This is a genomic window from Bradyrhizobium sp. CB82 (assembly GCF_029714405.1).
GTDB lineage: Bacteria > Pseudomonadota > Alphaproteobacteria > Rhizobiales > Xanthobacteraceae > Bradyrhizobium.
Genome location: NZ_CP121650.1, coordinates 4,195,959 through 4,215,162, shown reverse-complemented (window position 1 = coordinate 4,215,162; position 19,204 = coordinate 4,195,959). Strand labels below are relative to the sequence as shown.

Below are 19,204 nucleotides of genomic sequence, written 5' to 3'. Positions count from 1 at the left end.
CGGCCGATGAAGAGCCCCCCAGCCCCGCCCCGCATCTATGTCGACGCCGACGCCTGCCCGGTCAAGGACGAGATCTATCGCGTGGCTGTCAGGCACTGCGTGCCCGTGAGCGTGGTTGCCGGCAATTTCATCCGCGTGCCCCAGGACCCGCTGATCGAGCGCGTCGCAGCGGGCGCCGGGATGGACGCTGCCGACAACTGGATCGCGGAGCGGGCCGGTGACGGCGATATCGTGGTCACCGCCGACATTCCGCTCGCGAGCCGCTGCGTGAAGGCGGGTGCCGACGTCATCGCGCCGAACGGCAAGCCGTTCACCGAGGAATCGATCGGCATGACGCTCGCGGTGCGCAACCTGATGACGGATCTGCGCTCGGCTGGAGAAATCACCGGCGGCCCGAGATCGTTCGGGCCGCGCGATCGTTCCGCCTTCCTGTCCGCGCTGGACCAGGCCATCCGCCGCATCCAGCGCCGGCGCGCCGGGCAGGCCGCGACGGTCAAGGACTGAGCATGGCGCCGCCACTGATCCAGCTGAAGGACATCCGCCTCACATTCGGCGGCACACCATTGCTCACCGGCGTCGAGCTCAACGTCGCGCCGTCCGAGCGCGTCTGTCTGATCGGCCGCAACGGCTCCGGCAAATCGACGCTGCTCAAGATCGCGGCCGGCCTCGTCGAGCCGGACGGCGGCACCCGTTTCGTTCAACCGGGCGCGACGATCCGCTATTTGCCGCAGGAGCCGGACTTCGGCGACCACGCGACGACGCATGCCTATGTCGAGGCGGGGATGGCGCCTGGCGACGACCACCATCAGGCGCGTTATCTCCTGGAGCAGCTCGGGCTCACGGGCGACGAGAATCCAGCCAATCTCTCCGGCGGCGAGGCCCGCCGCGCAGCGCTGGCGCGGGTGCTGGCACCCTCACCCGATATCCTGCTGCTGGACGAGCCGACCAACCATCTCGACCTCACCACCATCGAATGGCTCGAGCAAGAGCTCGACAGCCGACGCAGCGCGCTGGTGCTGATCAGCCATGACCGCCGCTTCCTCTCCAATCTCTCACGTTCGACCGCCTGGCTCGACCGCGGCAGGATCAGGCAGATCGATCGCGGCTTTGCCTCGTTCGAGGCCTGGCGCGACGAGGTATTGGCGGAAGAAGAGCGCGATCAGCACAAGCTCGACCGCAAGATCGTCGACGAGGAGCACTGGCTACGCCACGGCGTCTCGGGCAGGCGCAAGCGCAACGTCAAGCGACTCGCCAATCTGCATGCGCTGCGCGCGCAGCGGCGCAACTATCGCGGCACCGCCGGCGGCGCCAACCTCGCGGCAGCGGAAGCGGAAGCCTCCGGCAAGCTGGTGATCGAGGCGAAGGGCATCACCAAGGCCTATGGCGAGCGCAGGATCGTCGAGAATTTCTCCACCCGCGTGCAGCGCGGCGACCGGCTGGGCATCATCGGGCCGAACGGAGCAGGCAAGACTACGCTGGTCAATCTCTTGACCGGCGGGATGCAACCGGACTCCGGCACCGTGCGACTGGGCGCCAATCTCGAAATGGCGACGCTCGACCAGCACCGCGAAAGCCTCGATCCCAAATCGACGCTCGCCGAGGCCCTCACCGGCGGCCGTGGCGATCACGTCATGGTCGGCGGCAAGCCGAAGCACGTCGTCGGCTACATGAAGGACTTTCTGTTCGCGCAGGAGCAGCGCGGCACACCGCTGGAAGTCCTGTCCGGCGGCGAGCGTGGCCGCCTGATGCTGGCGCGCGCACTGGCAAAACCGTCCAACCTTCTGGTGCTGGACGAGCCGACCAACGATCTCGATCTCGAGACGCTCGACGTGCTCGAGGAGATGCTTGGCGATTACGAAGGCACGGTGATCCTGATCAGCCACGACCGCGACTTCCTCGACCGCGTCGTGACCTCCGTGATCGCGCCGGAGGGCAACGGCCGATGGATCGAATATGCCGGCGGTTATAGCGACATGCTGGCGCAGCGCGGCGCGGATCTGAAGCGCGAGACGGTGAAGGCGCAGCCTCTTGCGGAGAAGAAGGAAGAGCGGCCCGCCGCTCCGACGTCCGCACCAAAACGCAGGCTGAGCTTCAACGAGAAGCATGCGCTGGAAACACTGCCGAAGAAGATCGATAGCCTGCACGCCGACATCGCGAAGCTGCAGCGCGTGCTTGACGATCCCAATCTCTACGCCAAGGATCGCAAGAGATTCGACGACACCTCCGCCGCGATCGCCAAGGCGCATGAAGAACTTTCCGCTGCGGAAGAACGCTGGCTGGAACTTGAAATGCTGCGTGAAGAAATCGAACAGGCTTGACCACGATGACAACTCCCCTAGCTGCCAAGATCGCCCGTGAATACGGCACCCCGTGCGCCGTCATCGACATGGACAAGGTCGAGCGCAACATCGCGCGCATTCAGAAGGCCTGCGACGACGCCGGCGTTGCCCACCGTCCACACATCAAGACGCACAAGAACCCGACGCTTGCGAAGATGCAGGTGGCGGCGGGCGCGAAAGGCATCACCTGCCAGAAACTCGGCGAGGCCGAGATCATGGCCAATGCCGGCATCGACAACATCCTGATCAGCTACAATCTGCTCGGCGAGGAGAAGATGGCGCGCTTGGGGGCGCTGCAAGCCAAGGCCAACATGACAGTCGCGGCCGACAACTCCACCGTGGTTGCCGGCCTGCCCAAGGCGGCCGCGGCCTCAGGGCGGCCGCTGTCCGTCGTGGTCGAATGCGACACGGGGCGCAAGCGTGCGGGCGTCGTGACGCCGGCCGAGGCGATTGCACTGGCGCGCGAGATAGCGGCCTGCAAGGGACTGCAATTCGCCGGCTTCATGCTCTATCCGACCGAGACCGGCTGGGCCGACGCGCAAAAATTCTATGATGAAGCGCTGGCCGGCGTGCGCGCACACGGGCTCGATGCCACCATCGTCTCGACCGGCGGCACGCCCAACCTCGTCAATCTCGGCAAGCTCAGGGGCGGCACCGAGCATCGCTTCGGCACCTACATCTACAACGATCGCATGCAGGTCGCGGCCGGCTCCGCCACCTGGGACGACTGTGCGCTGCACATCTATTCGACCGTGGTCAGCCGCGCCGCGCCCGAGCGCGGCATTCTCGATGCCGGCTCGAAGACGCTGACCACGGATACCGGCGGGCTTGATGGCCATGGCCTGATCCTGGAGCACCCCGAAGCCAAGATCGCGCGTTTCGCCGAGGAGCACGGTTTCCTCGACCTCTCCCGCAGCAATACGCGACCGAACGTCGGCGACGTCGTACGCATCGTGCCGAACCACGTCTGCGTCGTGGTCAACATGATGGACGAGGTGGTCATGGTGCGCGGCGACGAGATCATCGGCACACTGCCGGTGGCTGCGCGGGGGAAGCTGCGGTAGGAGCGCCGCGCTGCCGTTGAGCCGGTAGGGTAGGCAAAGCGACCTGTCCGCCGTAGCTCGAAGAGCGAAGGCGGAAGCGTGCCCACCATGACGGTGCCGCACGCGGAGACATGGTGGGCACGGCGCTTCGCGCCTTTGCCCAGCCTACGATTTATCGAGCCACCTCAACACGCCCCTGCCCGCGGCAGCACCGGTCGCGAACGATGCCTGCAACAGATAACCGCCGGTCGGTGCTTCCCAGTCCAGCATCTCGCCGGCAGCAAACAAGCCGGGCAGCTTGCGGATCATGAAATCGGTGTCGAGCTCGCCGAACGAAATGCCGCCAGCGCTCGATATCGCATGCGCGATCGGCGCGACGCCCGTCAGCTTGACCGGCAGGGCGTTGATCAGTTCGGCGAGCCGCTCGGGCGGCAGCGATGAGAGCGACAGGCCCGCCCTGATCGCGGCCTCTTGCAACAGGCCAACGGCGACCGGAGAGAGCTGCGCAGCCTTGCGCAGGAAGTTGGAGACCGACTGCTTTCCGCGCGGCCCGGCTAGTCGTTTGAGCAGCTCGCCTGGATCGAGATCCGGCCGCAACGCGACGCGCAGAATCGCCTCGCCCGTTGCCAAGATCGACTCGCGCAATTCAGCTGACAGAGCATAGATCGCGCCGCCCTCGATGCCGGTGCTGGTGATGAGCGCCTCGCCGCGCACCGCGTGTCCGCCAAAGATGAGGGCAATGCCCTTTAGCGGCTGGCCTTCGAAGCGCGTCCGGAACACTTCGGACCAGGCGACGTCGAATCCGCAGTTCGCTGGTCGCAGCGGCGCGATCTTCACACCCTTCTCGGCAAGCGTCTTTGTCCAGCCGCCATCGGAACCGAGTCGCGGCCAGCTCGCTCCGCCGAGCGCTAGCACGGTGGCCGTCGCGTCGATGGCGGAAGGGCCCTTGGGCGTCAGAAACAACAGCTGTCCCTCGTCATCCCATCCCGCCCAGCGGTGACGAAACGCAAACCTCACGCCGCCGGCATCGAGCCGGCGCAGCCAGGCGCGCAGCAAGGGCGACGCCTTGAACGCCTTCGGAAATACGCGCCCGCTGGTGCCGACGAAGGTCGGCTCACCCAGCGCCGCGCACCAGTCGCGCAGTGCGCTTGGCGGAAATGCGTCGATTGCGGATTGCAGTCTCAGTGCCGCCTCGCGATAGCGCGCCAGAAACTGCGGCAACGGCTCGCTATGCGTGAGATTGAGCCCACCGCGGCCTGCCATCAGCAATTTGCGGCCCGCAGACGGCATGGCGTCATAGACGGTGACGGCAGCTCCACCCGCCGCCAACACCTCCGCCGCCATCAGCCCGGCGGGACCGCCGCCGATGACGGCGACGTTGGTCAGAGTTTTACCCCGACCCGAGCGGCCGCTTGCGCGACATATTTCTGCGTCTGCTCGAATGCGCCTTGCAGCGCCTTGGCCTTCGACATGTCACTGATCTCCGCAAAATGTGCTGATATCGCGTCGGGCGTCCAGTCGGACTCGGCCAAGTTGATGCCCTCGCTCTCGATGATCCTGATCACCGCGAAAGAGCCGGCGCCGGCGCCCATGATGGTGCGGGTCGGGGCGTCGTCGCTGAGCATATATTCGACCGCCGGCGTGATCGCTTCCGGCTTCATCAATTGCAGCGCCTGCGGTGGCAGCAGCTCTTCCGTCATGCGGGTGGCAGCCGTCGGCGAGATGATGTTGACGCGGATGTTGCTCTTGCGACCCTCTTCCGCCAGCACGTTCATCAGGCCGACCATACCGGACTTCGCGGCGCCGTAATTGGCCTGTCCGAAATTGCCATAGAGGCCGGAGGACGAGGTGGTCAGCACGATGCGGCCGTAGTTGCGGTCGCGCATGCCGGCCCATACCGCCTTGCAGCAGTAGAACGTACCGACGAGGTGCACGTCGAGCACCTTCTGGAAGTCGGCCGCCTCCATCTTGCCGAACGACTTGTCGCGCAGGATGCCGGCATTGGCGCAGAGCAGATCGACACTGCCCCATTCCCTGGAGACGCGCTCGACCATCGCGGCGACCTGATCGAAGTTCGAGACGTCCGCTCCATCAGCCATCGCGGTGCCGCCTGCCTTGCGGATCTCCTCGACGACCGTTTCAGCCGGCGACAGCGAGCCGCCGGAGCCGTCGCGCGCGCCGCCGAAATCGTTGACCACGACCTTGGCGCCGCGGCTTGCGAGCCCCAGCGCATGCGCCCGCCCCAGACCATTGCCCGCGCCGGTGACGATGGCGACGCGTCCGTCAAACCTGATTGCCATGAGTGTTGCTTCCTTTTTTGCTTCTCCCCTTGTCGGAGAAGGCAGCGCGCCCGATGAGGGCAAGCGAGCTCCGCGAGAGATTGGCCGCTTTTGAGCAGCGATGGATGGCCGGGTCAAGCCCTGCCATGACGGGCCGCTTTACGCGAAATAGATCAGCCCCAACCATTCGGCGACCAGCGCCGGCTTGTCCTCGCCCTCGATCTCCACCGTGACGTTGGTGCGGGACTGCAATTCCGTGGGCTTGCGGAGCTTCGCCTCGGCGAGCACGAAACGACCGCGGACGCGCTTGCCCGAACGCACCGGCGAGATGAAGCGCAGCTTGTCAAAACCGTAATTGACGCCCATCGTGGTACCTGCGATGACCGGCATCACCTCATATGACATGATCGACATCAGCGACATCGTCAGGAATCCATGCGCGATCGTGGTGCCGAACGCGGTCTCCTTCTTCGCGCGCTCGGGATCGACGTGGATAAACTGGTGGTCCTCGATGACGTCAGCGTAGCTGTTGATGCGCGGCTGGTCGATCAGGTGCCATGACGATATGCCGACCTCCGTGCCGACCATGGCCTGATAGGCCTCCAAGGAAATCGGCGGCTTCTTCCAGACTTCATTCATTCGTTTCAGGTCTCACTTCTTGCTTTCGGCAGCTCAGGAAAATCCTCTTCCCGGAATTCCTGACCGCGCAACGGATCGGCGCGATCGTCATCGCGCTCGAGCCGACGTAGCTGCACGCGACGGATTTTTCCAGAGATCGTCTTCGGCAGCTCGGTCACGATCTCGATGCGGCGGATGCGCTTGAAAGGCGCAAGTCGCGTGTGCAGATGCCTGAAGATCGACAGCGCCGTCTCCGGCGAACGCTCGGCACCCGAAGTCAGAAGCACGAACGCCTTGGGGATTGCGAGCCGGATCGGATCGGGGCTCGGCACCACGGCGGCTTCGGCGACCAGCTCATGCTCGAGCAGTACGCTTTCCAGCTCGAACGGGCTGATGCGGTAGTCGGAGGATTTGAAGACGTCGTCGGAGCGGCCGACGAAGGTGAGATAGCCGTCCTCGTCCTCGAACACAACATCGCCGCTACGATAGAGCTCGCCCCCGACGCCGGACAATCTGCCGTCGTCGCCCTGGTAGCCCTGCATCAGGCCGGCGGGACGGCTGTCGCCGAGCATGAGCGTCACCTCGCCCTCCTCCGCGGGGTTGCCGTCGGCATCGCTGATCTGTACGCGAAAACCCGGCAGCGGCCGGCCCATCGAACCGATCTTGACCTTCTGGCCCGGCGAATTGCCGGCAAGCGCGGTGGTCTCGGTCTGGCCGTAGCCGTCGCGGATGGTAAGCCCCCAGGCGGCGCGCACCTGGTCGATGACTTCCGGATTGAGCGGCTCGCCGGCGCCGCAGGCCTCGCGCAGGGACACCTTGAACGCGGCGAGGTTCTCCTGGATGAACAGCCGCCACACCGTCGGCGGCGCACAGAGCGTGGTGACGCCGCAGCGGCCGATGGTCGCGAGCAGTTCCTTGGCGTCGAAGCGCGGTTGGTTGACCACGAAGATGGTCGCCCCGGCATTCCACGGCGCGAAGAAACAGCTCCAGGCGTGCTTGGCCCATCCCGGCGAGGAGATGTTGAGGTGCACGTCGCCGGGCAGCAAGCCCAGCCAGTACATCGTGGAGAGATGACCGACCGGATAGCTGCGCTGGCTATGCCGCACGAGTTTTGGTTTGGCGGTCGTGCCCGAGGTAAAATAGAGCAGCATCGGGTCGTCGGCATTTGTGGGGCCATCAGGCGCAAATATCTCGGAAGCTTTTGCGGTCTCTTCAAAGGCAAGCCAGCCGTCCGATTCCGCCCCCACCACGACGCGAACGAGACCGTCAGCACCGAGGCTCGCGAACTTCGCGACCTGATCCTGTGCCGCCACCACCGCCTTCGCCTTGCCGCGCTCGAGGCGATCGCGCAGCTCATCCGCGGTGAGCAGCGTCGTGGCCGGGATCACGACAACGCCAAGCTTGATCGCCGCGAGCATGGTCTCCCAGAGTGGAACGACGTTCCCGAGCAACAACAGAAGATGATCGCCGCGCTTGAGGCCTTGCGCGCGGAGGAAGTTGGCAACCTGGTTGGAGCGGCGCGACAGCACTTTGAAGGAGAGTTTTGTCTGCCGTTCCTGCGCGGCATCGATGATCCAGAGCGCGGGCCGATCCTTGCTTCCACCGTTCGACGCGAGTTCGGCGTCGAACCAGTCGAGCGCCCAGTTGAAGGGAACCGGATCGGGCCAGCTGAAGCCCTTGACCGCAGCGTCGTAATCCGTGCGGTGCTCTAGCAGAAACGCGCGCGCTTCCTGAAATGTCGTCATGGTCCGAGCCCGTTGAATTGACCTTCCAGCGTAACCCGGATGGAGGGGAGCGCAATCCGGGGCCGGTTACGCAATTCGAAGCAGCTGTCCTGGATTTCGCTTCGCAAGCCTAGCTATTTTCCGGCGAGGCTGCGAACGTGCTCGATAATCCCGGAAAAATCCACCCCGCCGTGACCGGCTGCGTCGAAAGACTGATAGATCTCCTGGGCATGCTTGCCGAGCGGGGTCGCTGCGCCCGCGGCCTTGGCGGCGTCCTGCGCCAACGTCAGGTCCTTCACCATCAGCGCTGAGGCAAAGCCCGGCTTGTAGTCGTTGTTGGCGGGCGAGGTCGGCACCGGGCCCGGCACCGGGCAATAGGTCGTCAGCGACCAGCACTGGCCTGACGAGGTCGAGGCCACGTCGAACAGCGCCTGATGAGATAGGCCGAGCTTTTCGGCGAGTGCAAAGGCCTCGCTCACCGCGATCATGGAAATGCCGAGGATCATGTTGTTGCAGATCTTTGCCGCTTGACCTGCGCCGGCGCCGCCGCAATGGACGATCTTCTTGCCCATCTTCTCCAGCACCGGTTTTGCCGCCGCGAAGGCTCTCTCGTCGCCGCCGCACATGAAGGTAAGCGTCGCGCCCTTGGCGCCGCCCGTGCCGCCCGAGACCGGCGCATCCACGGAGAGCACGCTATGCTTGGCCGCGAGCGCATGCGCCTGCCGCGCGCTTTCGACGTCGATGGTCGAGCTGTCGATGATCAGCGCGCTCTTGCTCATTGCAGGAACGACGTCGCTCCAGACGGCAAGCACATGCTTGCCGGCCGGCAGCATGGTGACGACGACATCGGCGCCCTTCACGGCGCCGGCCGCGCTCTCGGCAATGTCGGCACCATCGGCCTTGGCCTGATTGCGCGAGGCCTCGACGAGGTCGAACGCGACCACCTTGTGGCCAGCCTTGACAAGGTTGGCCGCCATCGGGCCGCCCATGTTGCCGAGACCGATGAATGCGATCGTGGCCATCTTCGTTTCCTCCGCTTGAGCGCGTTTCGCTCTGTTAGTTGAATTTCAGCTCCTCAGTGCCGATCTCGGCGAAGTACGGCGCGACCATCTCAGACGTGACGTCCTCGATCCGAGGCGGCGACCATTTTGGATTGCGGTCCTTGTCAATCACGGCGGCACGTACGCCCTCGCGAAAATCGTCGCTGCGGAAGACTTCGAGCGCGGCGCGATATTCGCGCACGAGGCACTCTTCCAGCGAGCGCGATTGCCGCGCCAACCGCAACAGCTTCAGCGTTACCACCATGCCGCGTGGCGATTTCTCGGCGAGCGTCTTGAGCGTCACTTGCGCGAACTCCGAGCCGTCGCGCGCGAGCGCAGCGAAGATGTCTTCCATGCGGTCGAACGCGAATAGTGCATCGATCGTCGCCTGCCTTGCGGCCACCGGCCCCGCGGGCTCGCCAGTCGCAAGGCCATTGATGAGCTTGCTCACCGCTGCCGCGGACGCGCGCAGAGGAACCTGCGTAAGCGCCTCGCGCAGCTCCGGGAGCTTTGCAGCAGGCACGACAGCATCGGCGAACCGGGCATGGATCGCATCCGGCCCGTTCATGGTCTGGCCGGTCAGGCCGAAAAACGTGCCGATCTCGCCCGGCGCGTGCGACAACAGATAGGTGCCGCCGACATCGGGGAAGAAGCCGAGGCCGACCTCAGGCATCGCGAGCTTGGTGCGATCGGTGACGACGCGATGGCTTGCGTGCGCTGACAGGCCGACGCCGCCGCCCATCACGATGCCGTCCATGAAGGCGACGTATGGCTTCGGGAACTGCTTGATCCGGGCGTTGAGAATGTACTCCTCGCGCCAGAGGACCTTGCCGAGATCGCCGCCGACCTTTGAGCTCTCCCAGAGCGTGCGAATATCGCCCCCGGCGCACAGGCCGCGCTCACCGGCGCCCTCCAGCACGATCACGCTGACGGCGGGATCAGCCTCGAAGCGGTCAAGCGCCTTGTCGATATCGCGAAACATCTCCAGCGTCACCGCGTTGATCGCCTTGGGACGGTTGAGCCGGATCACGCCGGCCGTACCTTCGACGCGCGCGATAAGATCGCCCTCTTCAAGCGCAACCGTCATCGCGCGCCCTCGATCAGCTTGCGGGCCACGATCAGTCGCATGATCTCGTTGGTGCCTTCGAGAATCTGATGCACGCGCAGGTCGCGCACGATCTTCTCGATGCCGTATTCGCTGAGATATCCGTAACCGCCGTGGAGCTGCAGCGCGTGGTTGGCGACCTCGAAACCGATGTCGGTGCCGAACCGCTTTGCCATGGCGCAGAGCATCGTCGCATCCGCATCCCTGCGGTCGAGCGCGGCAGCTGCGCGCCAGAGGAAGGTGCGCGCGGCCTCGAGCTCGGTCGCCATGTCGGCGAGACGGAATTGCAGCGCCTGGAATTCGTCGAGCCGCTTGCCGAAGGCTTTGCGCTCCTTCATGTAGGTGCGCGCCTTGTCGAGCGCGGCCTGCGCGCCGCCGAGCGAGCACGCCGTGATGTTAAGGCGGCCGCCATCGAGGCCGGCCATTGCGATCTTGAAGCCGATGCCCTCTTCGCCCAGCAGGTTCTCGACCGGCACGCGCGCATTCTCGAAGATCACCGCGCGGGTCGGCTGCGCGTTCCAGCCCATCTTGCGCTCATTTGCGCCGAAGGACACGCCTGGCATCTTGCCGTCGATGACCAGCGTCGAGATGCCGCCGGGACCATCGCCGCCGGTTCTCACCATCGCGACCAGCACGTCGGTGCCGCCGGCGCCCGAGATGAACTGCTTCTGCCCGTTGAGGACGTAAGTGTCGCCGTCGCGCACCGCCCGGGTGCGCAGCGCCGCCGCATCCGAGCCTGCGCCCGGCTCGGTCAGGCAGTAGCTCGCGATCAGCTCCATGGTGCAGAGCCTTGGCAGCCACCTCGCACGCTGGGTGTCGCTGCCGAAGGCATCGATCATCCAGGACGCCATGTTATGGATGGAGATGAAGGCCGAGGTGGTCGGACAGCCCGTCGCAAGCGCCTCGAAGATCAGCGCCGCATCGAACCGCGTCATGGCGGAGCCGCCGACGTCGTCGCGGATGTAGATGCCGCCCATTCCGAGCTTTGCAGCCTCGCGCATGATTTCGACGGGGAAATGCTTCTCCTCGTCCCAGCGGAGCGCATGCGGCGCGATCTTCTCCGCCGCAAATGCCAGCGCCATGTCGCGAACCGCGATCTGATCCTCGTTCAGAGCGAACTGCATGCTGGGCTCCTCACCTTCCTCGTCATTGCGAGGAGCGAAGCGACGAAGCAATCCAGACTGCCTCTGCGGAAAGATTCTGGATTGCTTCGCTGCACTCGCAATGACGGGCTGGGCAACAGCCCTACTTCATCAGCGGGATCGAGAACTCCGCGCCCTCCTTGACGCCGGACGGCCAGCGCGAGGTCACCGTCTTGGTCTTGGTGTAGAAGCGGATCGAGTCCGGGCCGTGCTGGTTGAGATCGCCGAAGCCAGACTTCTTCCAGCCGCCGAAGGTGTAATAGGCGATCGGCACTGGGATCGGCACGTTGATGCCGACCATGCCGACGTTCACCTTGGCCGCGAAGTCACGTGCAGCGTCGCCATCGCGGGTGAAGATCGCAACGCCGTTGCCGTAGTCGTGCTCCGACGGCAATGCCAGCGCTTCCTTGTAGTCGTGCGCGCGCACGACGGAGAGTACGGGGCCAAAGATCTCTTCCTTGTAGATCCGCATGTCCTTGGTGACGTTGTCGAACAGCGAACCGCCGAGATAGAAGCCCTTCTCGTAGCCCTGCATCTTGAAGCCGCGGCCATCGACTGCCAGCGTCGCACCTTCCTTGATGCCGATGTCGATGTAGCTCTTGACCTTCTCGACCGCCTCGCGGGTCACAAGTGGACCGTAGTCGGCGGAGGGATCGATCGAGGTGCCGATCTTGAGCGACTCGACCCGCGGGATCAGCTTTTCCATCAGGCGGTCGGCGGTGGTCTTGCCGACGGGAACGGCCACGGAGACAGCCATACACCGCTCGCCGCCCGAGCCGTAGCCCGCACCGATCAAGGCATCGACCGTCTGGTCCATGTCGGCATCGGGCATCACGATGGCGTGGTTCTTGGCGCCACCGAAGCACTGGCAGCGTTTGCCGGTCTGCGCCGCGCGCTCGTAGATGTATTGCGCAATCGGCGTGGAGCCGACGAAGCCGATCGCCCTGATATCGGGATCATCGAGGATCGCGTCGACCGCTTCCTTGTCGCCGTTGACGACGTTGAGGATGCCGGCCGGCAGGCCCGCCTCCATCATCAGTTCGGCAAGCCGCATCGGCACGCCGGGATCGCGCTCGGAGGGCTTGAGGATGAACGCGTTGCCGCAGGCGATCGCGGGCGCGAACTTCCACATCGGAATCATCGCCGGGAAATTGAACGGCGTGATGCCGGCGACGACGCCGAGCGGCTGGCGCAGCGAATAGATGTCGATGCCGGGGCCGGCGCCTTCGGTGTACTCACCCTTCATCAGATGCGGAATGCCGCAAGCGAACTCGACGACCTCGAGGCCACGCTGGATGTCGCCCTTGGCGTCGGGAACGGTCTTGCCATGCTCGCGCGCGAGCAATTCGGCGAGCTTGTCGTAGTCGCGCTGCACTAGCTCCAGAAACTTCATCATGACCCGGCCGCGGCGCTGCGGATTCGTCGCGGCCCATTCCGGCTGCGCCGCGCGGGCATTCTCGACGGCAGCGCGAACCTCCGCTTTTGAGGCCAGCGCCACCTTGGCCTGGACGTCACCGGTCATCGGCTCGAAAACGTCGGCGGTGCGGCCCGAGGTGCCCTTGACCTCCTTGCCACCGATGAAGTGCCCGATTGCGCGCATGGAATGATCTCCTTAGGTCCGGCCTTGATCGCTTTGACAAATCCTATTGACCTGCATTTTATAGGATTCAAGTCCGAGATAATGCACCATAGATGTGCGAAAATGCTGGATCAAGGCACGATCGATTGGGACGACTTTCGCTTCGTGCTGGCCATCGTACGGGGCGGCTCGGTGTCGGCTGCGGCCAAACAGCTCGGCGTCGATCATGCGACCGTGATCCGCCGCGTCGACCGGCTGGAGAAGCACCTTTCGGCAAAGCTGTTTGACCGGCGCAAGACCGGCTATCTCCTGACCGAGGCCGGCCAGCGCGTCGCCGATAGTGCGGAGGCGATGGAATCGACCATCGTCGCCAACCAGGAACAGGTCGGCGGCTCGCTCGCGCGGCTGACCGGCACGGTGCGGATCGGGGCTCCGGACGGCTTCGGGACCGCGTTCCTCGCGCCGCGGCTCGCGCCATTCGCGGACCGGTATCCCGATCTCGATCTGCAACTTGTGGCTACAGCAAGGCTGTTCAGCCTCTCCAAGCGCGAGGCCGACATCGCGATCAGCCTGACCATGCCGAAGGAAGGCCGCATCGTCGGCCGCAAGCTGCTCGACTACCGCCTCGGGCTCTACGCCGCCCCCGCCTATCTCGATCGCTTTCCGAAGATCACCTCGCGCGAGGTGCTGCCGCAGCATCGCTTCGTCGGCTATATCGATGAACTCCTGTTCACGCCGGAACTCGACTACCTGCCGCAGGTGTCTTCGAAGATTTCCGCCCGTTTCCGCAGCGCCAATCTGATCGCACAGCTCAACGCCACCCTCGCCGGGTTTGGGATTGCGGTGCTGCCGCATTTCATGGCGGCCGATTATCCGCAGCTCAGGCCGGTTCTGCCTGAGGAGATCTCGATCACCCGCACCTTCTGGATGCTGATGCATGCCGACAGCAAGGATCTCGCGCGCATCCGCGCCGTGGCGGATTACATCTGTGAGATCGTAGAAAAGGAGCGCGCGCTGTTTGCGGGGCGGTGAGTTCGTAGCGCGGGTAAAGCGAAGCGTACCGCTTCTGTCGCGATCGTGGATCGGTGGCGGGCACGGCGCTGACGCGCCTTCGCCCACCCTACGGCAGCTCGCCTAGTTCTGCTTCTCGCGCGGCCTCTTCGGCGCCGGTTCACGGCGCACAGATTCGAGCGCGGTGTCTCTGCCGGCCTTCAACACCTCGTCGGACAGCTCGCTCGCGCCGGCAATCCGCGCCAGCAGCATGGTGCCGGCCATCGTGGCAAGCGTCGCGATCGCCTGCTTGCGCGCGGCCTTGCGCGGCACGCCGGTGACGTGATCGGCCATCATCTCGATCATCTCGTCGAGCTTGCCGGCAAAGGCCTTGCGCGTCTTCGGGCTTTCGCGGGCGATCTCGGCGCCGAGCGCGGGGATCGAGCAGCCATGGCCGGGATCGTCGCGGTGCAGCGCGGAGAGATAGCTTTCCGCGATCAGCGCCAGCCGCTTCTCGGGCGCGACTTGGCCAGTCATCTTGCGCCAGTGATCCATCGAGCGGTCCATGGCGTAGGCAAAGGCTTCGATCACCAGCGCCTCGCGGGAATCGAAATGCGCATAGAACCCGCCATGGGTCAGGCCCGCCTCCTTCATGAGGTCGACGACGCCGATGCCGTGGGCGCCCTTCTCGCGCAGCCGCACGGACGCCTTCCTCACGATGCGGTCGTGGGTTTCCTGCTTGTGTTCCCGGGAATAACGCATGAGCGTCTCATTGAATGTCGAAGATCATCTCATAACACGAGAATGGACCAAGCGGTGGATTAATTCATGTCAAGTTATTGCCGATCATGGAAAAGGTTGCAGTTGCATGCACTGCGAGCGCCCCCTTGCCATCTCGGACGAAACCTTCGGTGTAGCTGGTCTGGCGCCCGAGCGTGATCAGCTTGCCCTCGGCCGAGATCAGTCCCGAGCGAACCGAGAGCGGGCGCAGGAAGGTCAGCTTCAGATCGAGGGTGACCGAGCCCTGGCCGGCTTCCAGCCTGGTCGTGATCGCGCAGCCCATGGCGGTGTCGAGCAGCGCCGCGGCGGTCGCTCCGTGCAGAAGCCCGATGGTATTTTCGAGGTCCTCTCGCGGCTCCAGTTCCATCACGATCCGGCCGGGCTCGACCACGGACATGGTGAAGCCGATCAGCATCGCAAGCGGCGGACCGGGCAGCCGGCCGTCGCGGATCGCCTCCATCACCTCAATGCCGGATAGTCCCATGGCGGCCCTGGCAACTGGCCCCGGCGCCTGCCAGGCCACCACCCGCTCGCGCCGGAGCGCGGGCGAAAACAGCTCGATCGGATCGGATGCAGTCACGGCGACCCCTTTTATATGATATGCATCATACTATAAGACGGGGTTCGCCTTTGGCAACTCCATCCCGTTCACCGCTTGACAAGCCACTGCTTGACAAGTCCTGCGTTTCGGACCGGAAGTGACCCGTGCGTCCAGCATCCGTGTCCACCAACGTTCGAGTTCCCACGATGGATATGCTCAATCCCCACTGCGGCGTGACGCGCGATGCGCGCGGCCTCGTCCACGTCACGATCTGCAATGCCGGCTCGCTCAACATCTTGAGTTCGCCGGTCACCGATGCCATGCGCGACGGCTTGCAGCGTCTGGCCGCCGACCGCAGCATCCGTGTGGTGGTGCTGCGCGGCCAGAGCGAGAAGAGCCTGATCGGCGGCGCCGACATCAAGGAGATGGCGAAGCTGGACCAGACATCCGCCGAGGCGTTCATCTCTCGCCTGCGCGATCTCTGCGAAGCCGTGCGCAACTTCCCTGCTCCCGTGATCGCGCGGATGCCGGGTTGGTGCCTCGGCGGCGGGCTCGAGGTCGCGGCGGCCTGCGATGTCCGGATCGCCGCGCATGATGCGCATTTCGGCATGCCGGAGGTGCGCGTCGGCATCCCGTCGGTGATCCATGCCGCGCTGTTGCCGCGCCTGATCGGATGGGGCCGCGCGCGCTGGCTGGTGATGACGGCGGAAAATATCGACGCGCCGACGGCGCTGGCCTGGGGGCTGGTGGACAAGGTTGCGCCGGAGGGCGGGCTCGACGAGGCGGTCGAGCACGCCGTGAAGGCGCTGCTCGCATGCGGCCCCGAGGCGCTGCGCATCCAGAAGGATCTGCTGCGCCAGTGGGAGGAGTTGCCGCTGACGGAGTCGGTCAACCTCAGCGTCAAGTTGTTCGGCGAGTCGTTCCTGACGGACGAGCCGACACGGCTAATGCAGGAATTTGTCAATCGGAAGCGGTAAATTCGCCTCAAAAGCGGTGTCATGCCCCGCGAAGGCGGGGCATCCAGTACGCCGCGGCTTATCCGTATCCTCGCGCTGCCTCTGGAATACTGGATCATCCGCCTTCGCGGGTGATGACGGCGCCGTGTGAGACGCGAGCTCAGTCCACCTCGAAACACAGCCTCCATAAATCTCATCCGACGCACGATAATTTGTCATGACTGGCGCAGTTGCATTTTTTGCGGCGCATCATATGATGTTCATAATTCTACAAGCATCATCCCAGGGAGCCCGCTCATGGCCGCCGATCCCGTCGTCATCGTCTCCGCCGCGCGCACGCCGCTTGGTCGTTTCATGGGCGAACTGTCGCCGCTCGCCGCACACAAGCTCGGTTCCCATGTGATCTCCGCGTCGTTGGAACGAGCAAAGCTTGCGCCCGAGAAGATCGACGAGGTCTTCATGGGTTGCGTGCTGCCCGCCGGCCAGGGCCAGGCACCGGCCCGGCAAGCGGCGCGCGCCGCGGGCCTGCCCGACGCGACCGGCGCGACCACCGTCAACAAGGTCTGCGGGTCCGGCATGAAGGCCACCATGCTGGCGCACGACATCATCCGTGCGGGCTCGGCCGACATCGTCGTCTCCGGCGGCATGGAGAGCATGAGCAATGCGCCCTATCTCTTGGCGAAGGCGCGCGGCGGCTACCGCGCCGGTCACGACCGCATCATCGATCACATGATGATGGACGGGCTGGAGGACGCCTATGAGACCGGCCGCTCGATGGGCGACTTTGGCGAGGCCACCGCGGAAGCCTATCAGTTCACGCGTAGGGATCAGGACGTCTTTGCGATGGAGACGCTGAGCCGCGCGCGCAAGGCGGTGGAGAGCGGCGCGTTCAAGGCCGAAATCGCACCGATCACGCTGACCGAGAAGGCCGGACGCCGCATCATTGCCAATGACGAGCATCCGCTGAAGGTCGATCCGGCAAAGATCCCCGGATTGAAGCCGGCGTTCCGCGCCAACGGCACCATCACGCCGGCGGCATCGTCCGCCAATGCCGACGGCGCGGCGGCGCTCGTGCTGACGCGCCGCACGCTTACCGATCGCAACGGCCTGCCGGTGCTGGCCGAGATCAAGGGCCACGCCACTCACAGCCAGGAGCCGCAATGGTTCACCACCGCGCCGATTCCGGCGATCCGCAAGCTCTTGGACAAGGTCGGCTGGAGCGTCGATGACGTCGATCTGTTCGAGATCAACGAGGCCTTTGCCGTGGTCGCCATGGCTGCGCAGCGCGATCTCGGCATCGCGAGAGAAAAGCTCAACATCAATGGCGGCGCTTGCGCGCTCGGCCACCCCATCGGCGCCACCGGCGCGCGACTGATCGTGACGCTGTTGCATGCGCTGGAGGCGCAGAACCTCAAGCGCGGTGTCGCAGCGCTGTGCATCGGCGGCGGCGAAGCGACCGCGATTGCGGTCGAACGCCTTGAGCACTAGGCGGATTGGCCGAAATCGAGGGAAGTCTGGCATTTTAGACACGCGCGACTCGTGCCAAAATTGCAGGCTCGAACAGGTCACGCTAAGTCCTCCAGGTAAGGTTGGGGCTCAATGATTTCGAACTGGCTCGCGGCAGCACTCAGCCGCCGCAATATCCACTACGGCTGGGTGATGGTCGGCGTGACTTTCCTCGCCGCGCTGATCAGCGCCGGCACCGTCGGCGCGCCCGGCGTGTTCATCGTTCCCCTGCAAAAGGAATTCGGCTGGAGCACTGCGGAGATTTCCTCGGCGCTCTCGATCCGCTTCATCCTGTTCGGCCTGATGGCGCCGTTCGCAGCCGCCCTCCTCAATCGCTACGGCCTGCGCAACGTGACGCTGACGGCGCAGCTTATCGTCGTCACGGCGCTGGTGGCTTCGCTCGCGATGACGCAGGTCTGGCAGCTCATGCTGCTGTGGGGCGTCGTGATCGGCATCGGCACCGGCATGACCGCGCTGGTGCTCGGCGCGACGATCGCCACACGCTGGTTCGCCGCTCGGCGCGGCCTCGTGGTCGGCATCATGACCGCCAGCGTCGCCACCGGGCAGCTCGTGTTCCTGCCGCTGCTTGCGAGCCTCACCGAGCGTTTCGGCTGGCGCCTTGCCCTCAGCTTCGTCTGCGTGATGCTCGGCGTCTCCGCAACCGCCGTGGCGCTCGTGATGCGCGACCGCCCGAGCGATGTGGGCCTGCGCCCGTTCGGCGACGAGGGCAGCGAGCTCCTGCCCGCCCCGCCGGTCAGCCACGCGCCGATCACGGCCGTTGCGCTCGGCACGCTGCGCGATGTCTCGACGTCGCGCGCGTTCTGGATCCTGTTTGCGACCTTCTTCGTCTGCGGCGCCTCGACCAACGGTCTCGTCCAGGTGCACCTGATCCCGATGTGCCTCGATTTCGGCATCCCGCAGGTGCAGGCGGCGAGCCTGCTCGCGGCCATGGGCATCTTCGATTTCTTCGGCACCATCATGTCCGGCTGGCTGTCCGACCGCTACGACAATCGCTGGCTGCTGTTCTGGTACTATGGCCTGCGCGGGCTCTCGCTGGTGTTCCTGCCGTTCAGCGACTTCTCCTTCTATGGCCTGTCGCTGTTTGCGATGTTCTATGGTCTCGACTGGATCGCCACCGTGCCGCCGACGGTGCGGCTGACGGCGCAAAAATTCGGTCCCGAGCGCGCCAATCTCGTGTTCGGCTGGATCTTCGCTGGCCACCAGCTCGGCGCCGGCACCGCCGCCTTTGGCGCAGGCCTGTCGCGGACGCTGCTGGCGAGCTACCTGCCCGCATTCTTCATCGCCGGTGCACTCTGCGTGTTCGCCGCGCTCATCGTGCTGGCGCTGGCGCGTCATCCAAAACCTGCGGTCGCGTGAAGGGATCGCCACCGGCTGTACATTTCGTGAAATTCTCGCAATCGGTCTTGTGTCGCGGCGCCACCATCGCACTGGTCCGGCCGCACCTTGTCGCGATTGACGGGCTCGGCGCGATCTTCCTGGCGATCGCGCTTACCTGCTTCCGCCGCATGCTGGAGCGAGCGCAATAGTTCGGGACATTCTCT

At 65.0% G+C, this 19,204-nt stretch carries 18 protein-coding genes; 8 read left to right on the top strand and 10 right to left on the bottom strand.

Annotated elements, in window-relative coordinates; genetic code table 11:
- Positions 1 to 6 precede the first annotated feature (6 nt).
- From QA640_RS20250 to QA640_RS20240, 3 genes are read left to right on the top strand one after another with little or no spacing between them, the layout of a single operon-like run.
- Complete coding sequence (locus QA640_RS20250; protein ID WP_283042347.1) at positions 7 to 504, top strand: YaiI/YqxD family protein; 498 nt, start codon at positions 7 to 9, stop codon at positions 502 to 504.
- 2 nt (positions 505 to 506) lie between these two features.
- Positions 507 to 2,318, top strand: coding sequence for an ATP-binding cassette domain-containing protein (locus QA640_RS20245; protein ID WP_283042346.1), 1,812 nt, complete (start codon positions 507 to 509; stop codon positions 2,316 to 2,318).
- A 5-nt stretch (positions 2,319 to 2,323) separates the two neighbouring features.
- Entirely contained in the window at positions 2,324 to 3,403 is a 1,080-nt protein-coding gene (locus tag QA640_RS20240; protein WP_283042345.1) for a D-TA family PLP-dependent enzyme, read from the top strand.
- Positions 3,404 to 3,547: 144 nt separating this feature from the next.
- Here the strand turns inward: QA640_RS20240 and QA640_RS20235 are convergent, their stop codons facing one another.
- The 8 genes from QA640_RS20235 to QA640_RS20200 all read right to left on the bottom strand — a co-directional run bounded on the left by QA640_RS20235 (position 3,548) and on the right by QA640_RS20200 (position 12,890).
- Positions 3,548 to 4,726 carry a TIGR03862 family flavoprotein gene (locus QA640_RS20235; RefSeq protein ID WP_283042344.1) on the bottom strand — a complete coding sequence of 393 codons (1,179 nt, stop codon included), beginning with the start codon at positions 4,724 to 4,726 and terminating at the stop codon, positions 3,548 to 3,550.
- 38 nt (positions 4,727 to 4,764) lie between these two features.
- On the bottom strand, positions 4,765 to 5,682 hold the full coding sequence (locus tag QA640_RS20230) for an SDR family NAD(P)-dependent oxidoreductase (protein ID WP_283042343.1): 918 nt from the start codon (positions 5,680 to 5,682) through the stop codon (positions 4,765 to 4,767).
- Positions 5,683 to 5,820: 138 nt separating this feature from the next.
- Positions 5,821 to 6,300: a MaoC family dehydratase gene (locus tag QA640_RS20225; protein ID WP_283042342.1), complete on the bottom strand. Its 480-nt coding sequence runs from the start codon at positions 6,298 to 6,300 to the stop codon at positions 5,821 to 5,823.
- Positions 6,301 to 6,305: 5 nt separating this feature from the next.
- Positions 6,306 to 8,024 carry an AMP-binding protein gene (locus QA640_RS20220; RefSeq protein WP_283042341.1) on the bottom strand — a complete coding sequence of 573 codons (1,719 nt, stop codon included), beginning with the start codon at positions 8,022 to 8,024 and terminating at the stop codon, positions 6,306 to 6,308.
- Between the two features lie 113 nt (positions 8,025 to 8,137).
- Entirely contained in the window at positions 8,138 to 9,025 is an 888-nt protein-coding gene (mmsB, locus tag QA640_RS20215; RefSeq protein ID WP_283042340.1) for a 3-hydroxyisobutyrate dehydrogenase, read from the bottom strand.
- A 34-nt stretch (positions 9,026 to 9,059) separates the two neighbouring features.
- Entirely contained in the window at positions 9,060 to 10,130 is a 1,071-nt protein-coding gene (locus tag QA640_RS20210; protein WP_283042339.1) for an enoyl-CoA hydratase/isomerase family protein, read from the bottom strand.
- A complete protein-coding gene (locus QA640_RS20205) occupies positions 10,127 to 11,272 on the bottom strand; it encodes an acyl-CoA dehydrogenase family protein (protein ID WP_283042338.1) in 1,146 nt (381 codons plus the stop codon). The genes QA640_RS20210 and QA640_RS20205 overlap by 4 nt, the downstream gene beginning before the upstream one ends.
- Before the next feature lie 121 nt (positions 11,273 to 11,393).
- On the bottom strand, positions 11,394 to 12,890 hold the full coding sequence (locus QA640_RS20200; protein ID WP_283042337.1) for a CoA-acylating methylmalonate-semialdehyde dehydrogenase: 1,497 nt from the start codon (positions 12,888 to 12,890) through the stop codon (positions 11,394 to 11,396).
- A gap of 102 nt (positions 12,891 to 12,992) precedes the next feature.
- Here QA640_RS20200 and QA640_RS20195 point away from each other — a divergent pair, with 102 nt between their 5' ends.
- Positions 12,993 to 13,901: a LysR family transcriptional regulator gene (locus tag QA640_RS20195; protein ID WP_283042336.1), complete on the top strand. Its 909-nt coding sequence runs from the start codon at positions 12,993 to 12,995 to the stop codon at positions 13,899 to 13,901.
- Positions 13,902 to 14,003: 102 nt separating this feature from the next.
- Here QA640_RS20195 and QA640_RS20190 read toward each other — a convergent pair whose 3' ends face one another.
- The gene (locus QA640_RS20190) at positions 14,004 to 14,621 is read right to left on the bottom strand and encodes a TetR/AcrR family transcriptional regulator (protein WP_283042335.1); all 618 of its coding nucleotides are present in this window, start codon (positions 14,619 to 14,621) and stop codon (positions 14,004 to 14,006) included.
- Between the two features lie 64 nt (positions 14,622 to 14,685).
- Entirely contained in the window at positions 14,686 to 15,219 is a 534-nt protein-coding gene (locus QA640_RS20185; RefSeq protein WP_283042334.1) for a PaaI family thioesterase, read from the bottom strand.
- A gap of 167 nt (positions 15,220 to 15,386) precedes the next feature.
- Between QA640_RS20185 and QA640_RS20180 the strand changes: the two genes are divergently transcribed.
- From QA640_RS20180 to QA640_RS20165, 4 genes are all read left to right on the top strand, one after another.
- Positions 15,387 to 16,157 (top strand): enoyl-CoA hydratase, encoded by a 771-nt coding sequence (locus QA640_RS20180; RefSeq protein ID WP_283042333.1) that lies wholly within the window; start codon positions 15,387 to 15,389, stop codon positions 16,155 to 16,157.
- Positions 16,158 to 16,433: 276 nt separating this feature from the next.
- Positions 16,434 to 17,624 carry an acetyl-CoA C-acyltransferase gene (locus QA640_RS20175; RefSeq protein ID WP_283042332.1) on the top strand — a complete coding sequence of 397 codons (1,191 nt, stop codon included), beginning with the start codon at positions 16,434 to 16,436 and terminating at the stop codon, positions 17,622 to 17,624.
- 111 nt (positions 17,625 to 17,735) lie between these two features.
- Positions 17,736 to 19,019: an MFS transporter gene (locus tag QA640_RS20170; RefSeq protein ID WP_283042331.1), complete on the top strand. Its 1,284-nt coding sequence runs from the start codon at positions 17,736 to 17,738 to the stop codon at positions 19,017 to 19,019.
- 26 nt (positions 19,020 to 19,045) lie between these two features.
- Positions 19,046 to 19,189, top strand: a complete 144-nt coding sequence (locus QA640_RS20165) for a hypothetical protein (protein WP_283042330.1) — start codon at positions 19,046 to 19,048, stop codon at positions 19,187 to 19,189.
- The last annotated feature ends 15 nt before the right edge of the window (positions 19,190 to 19,204 follow it).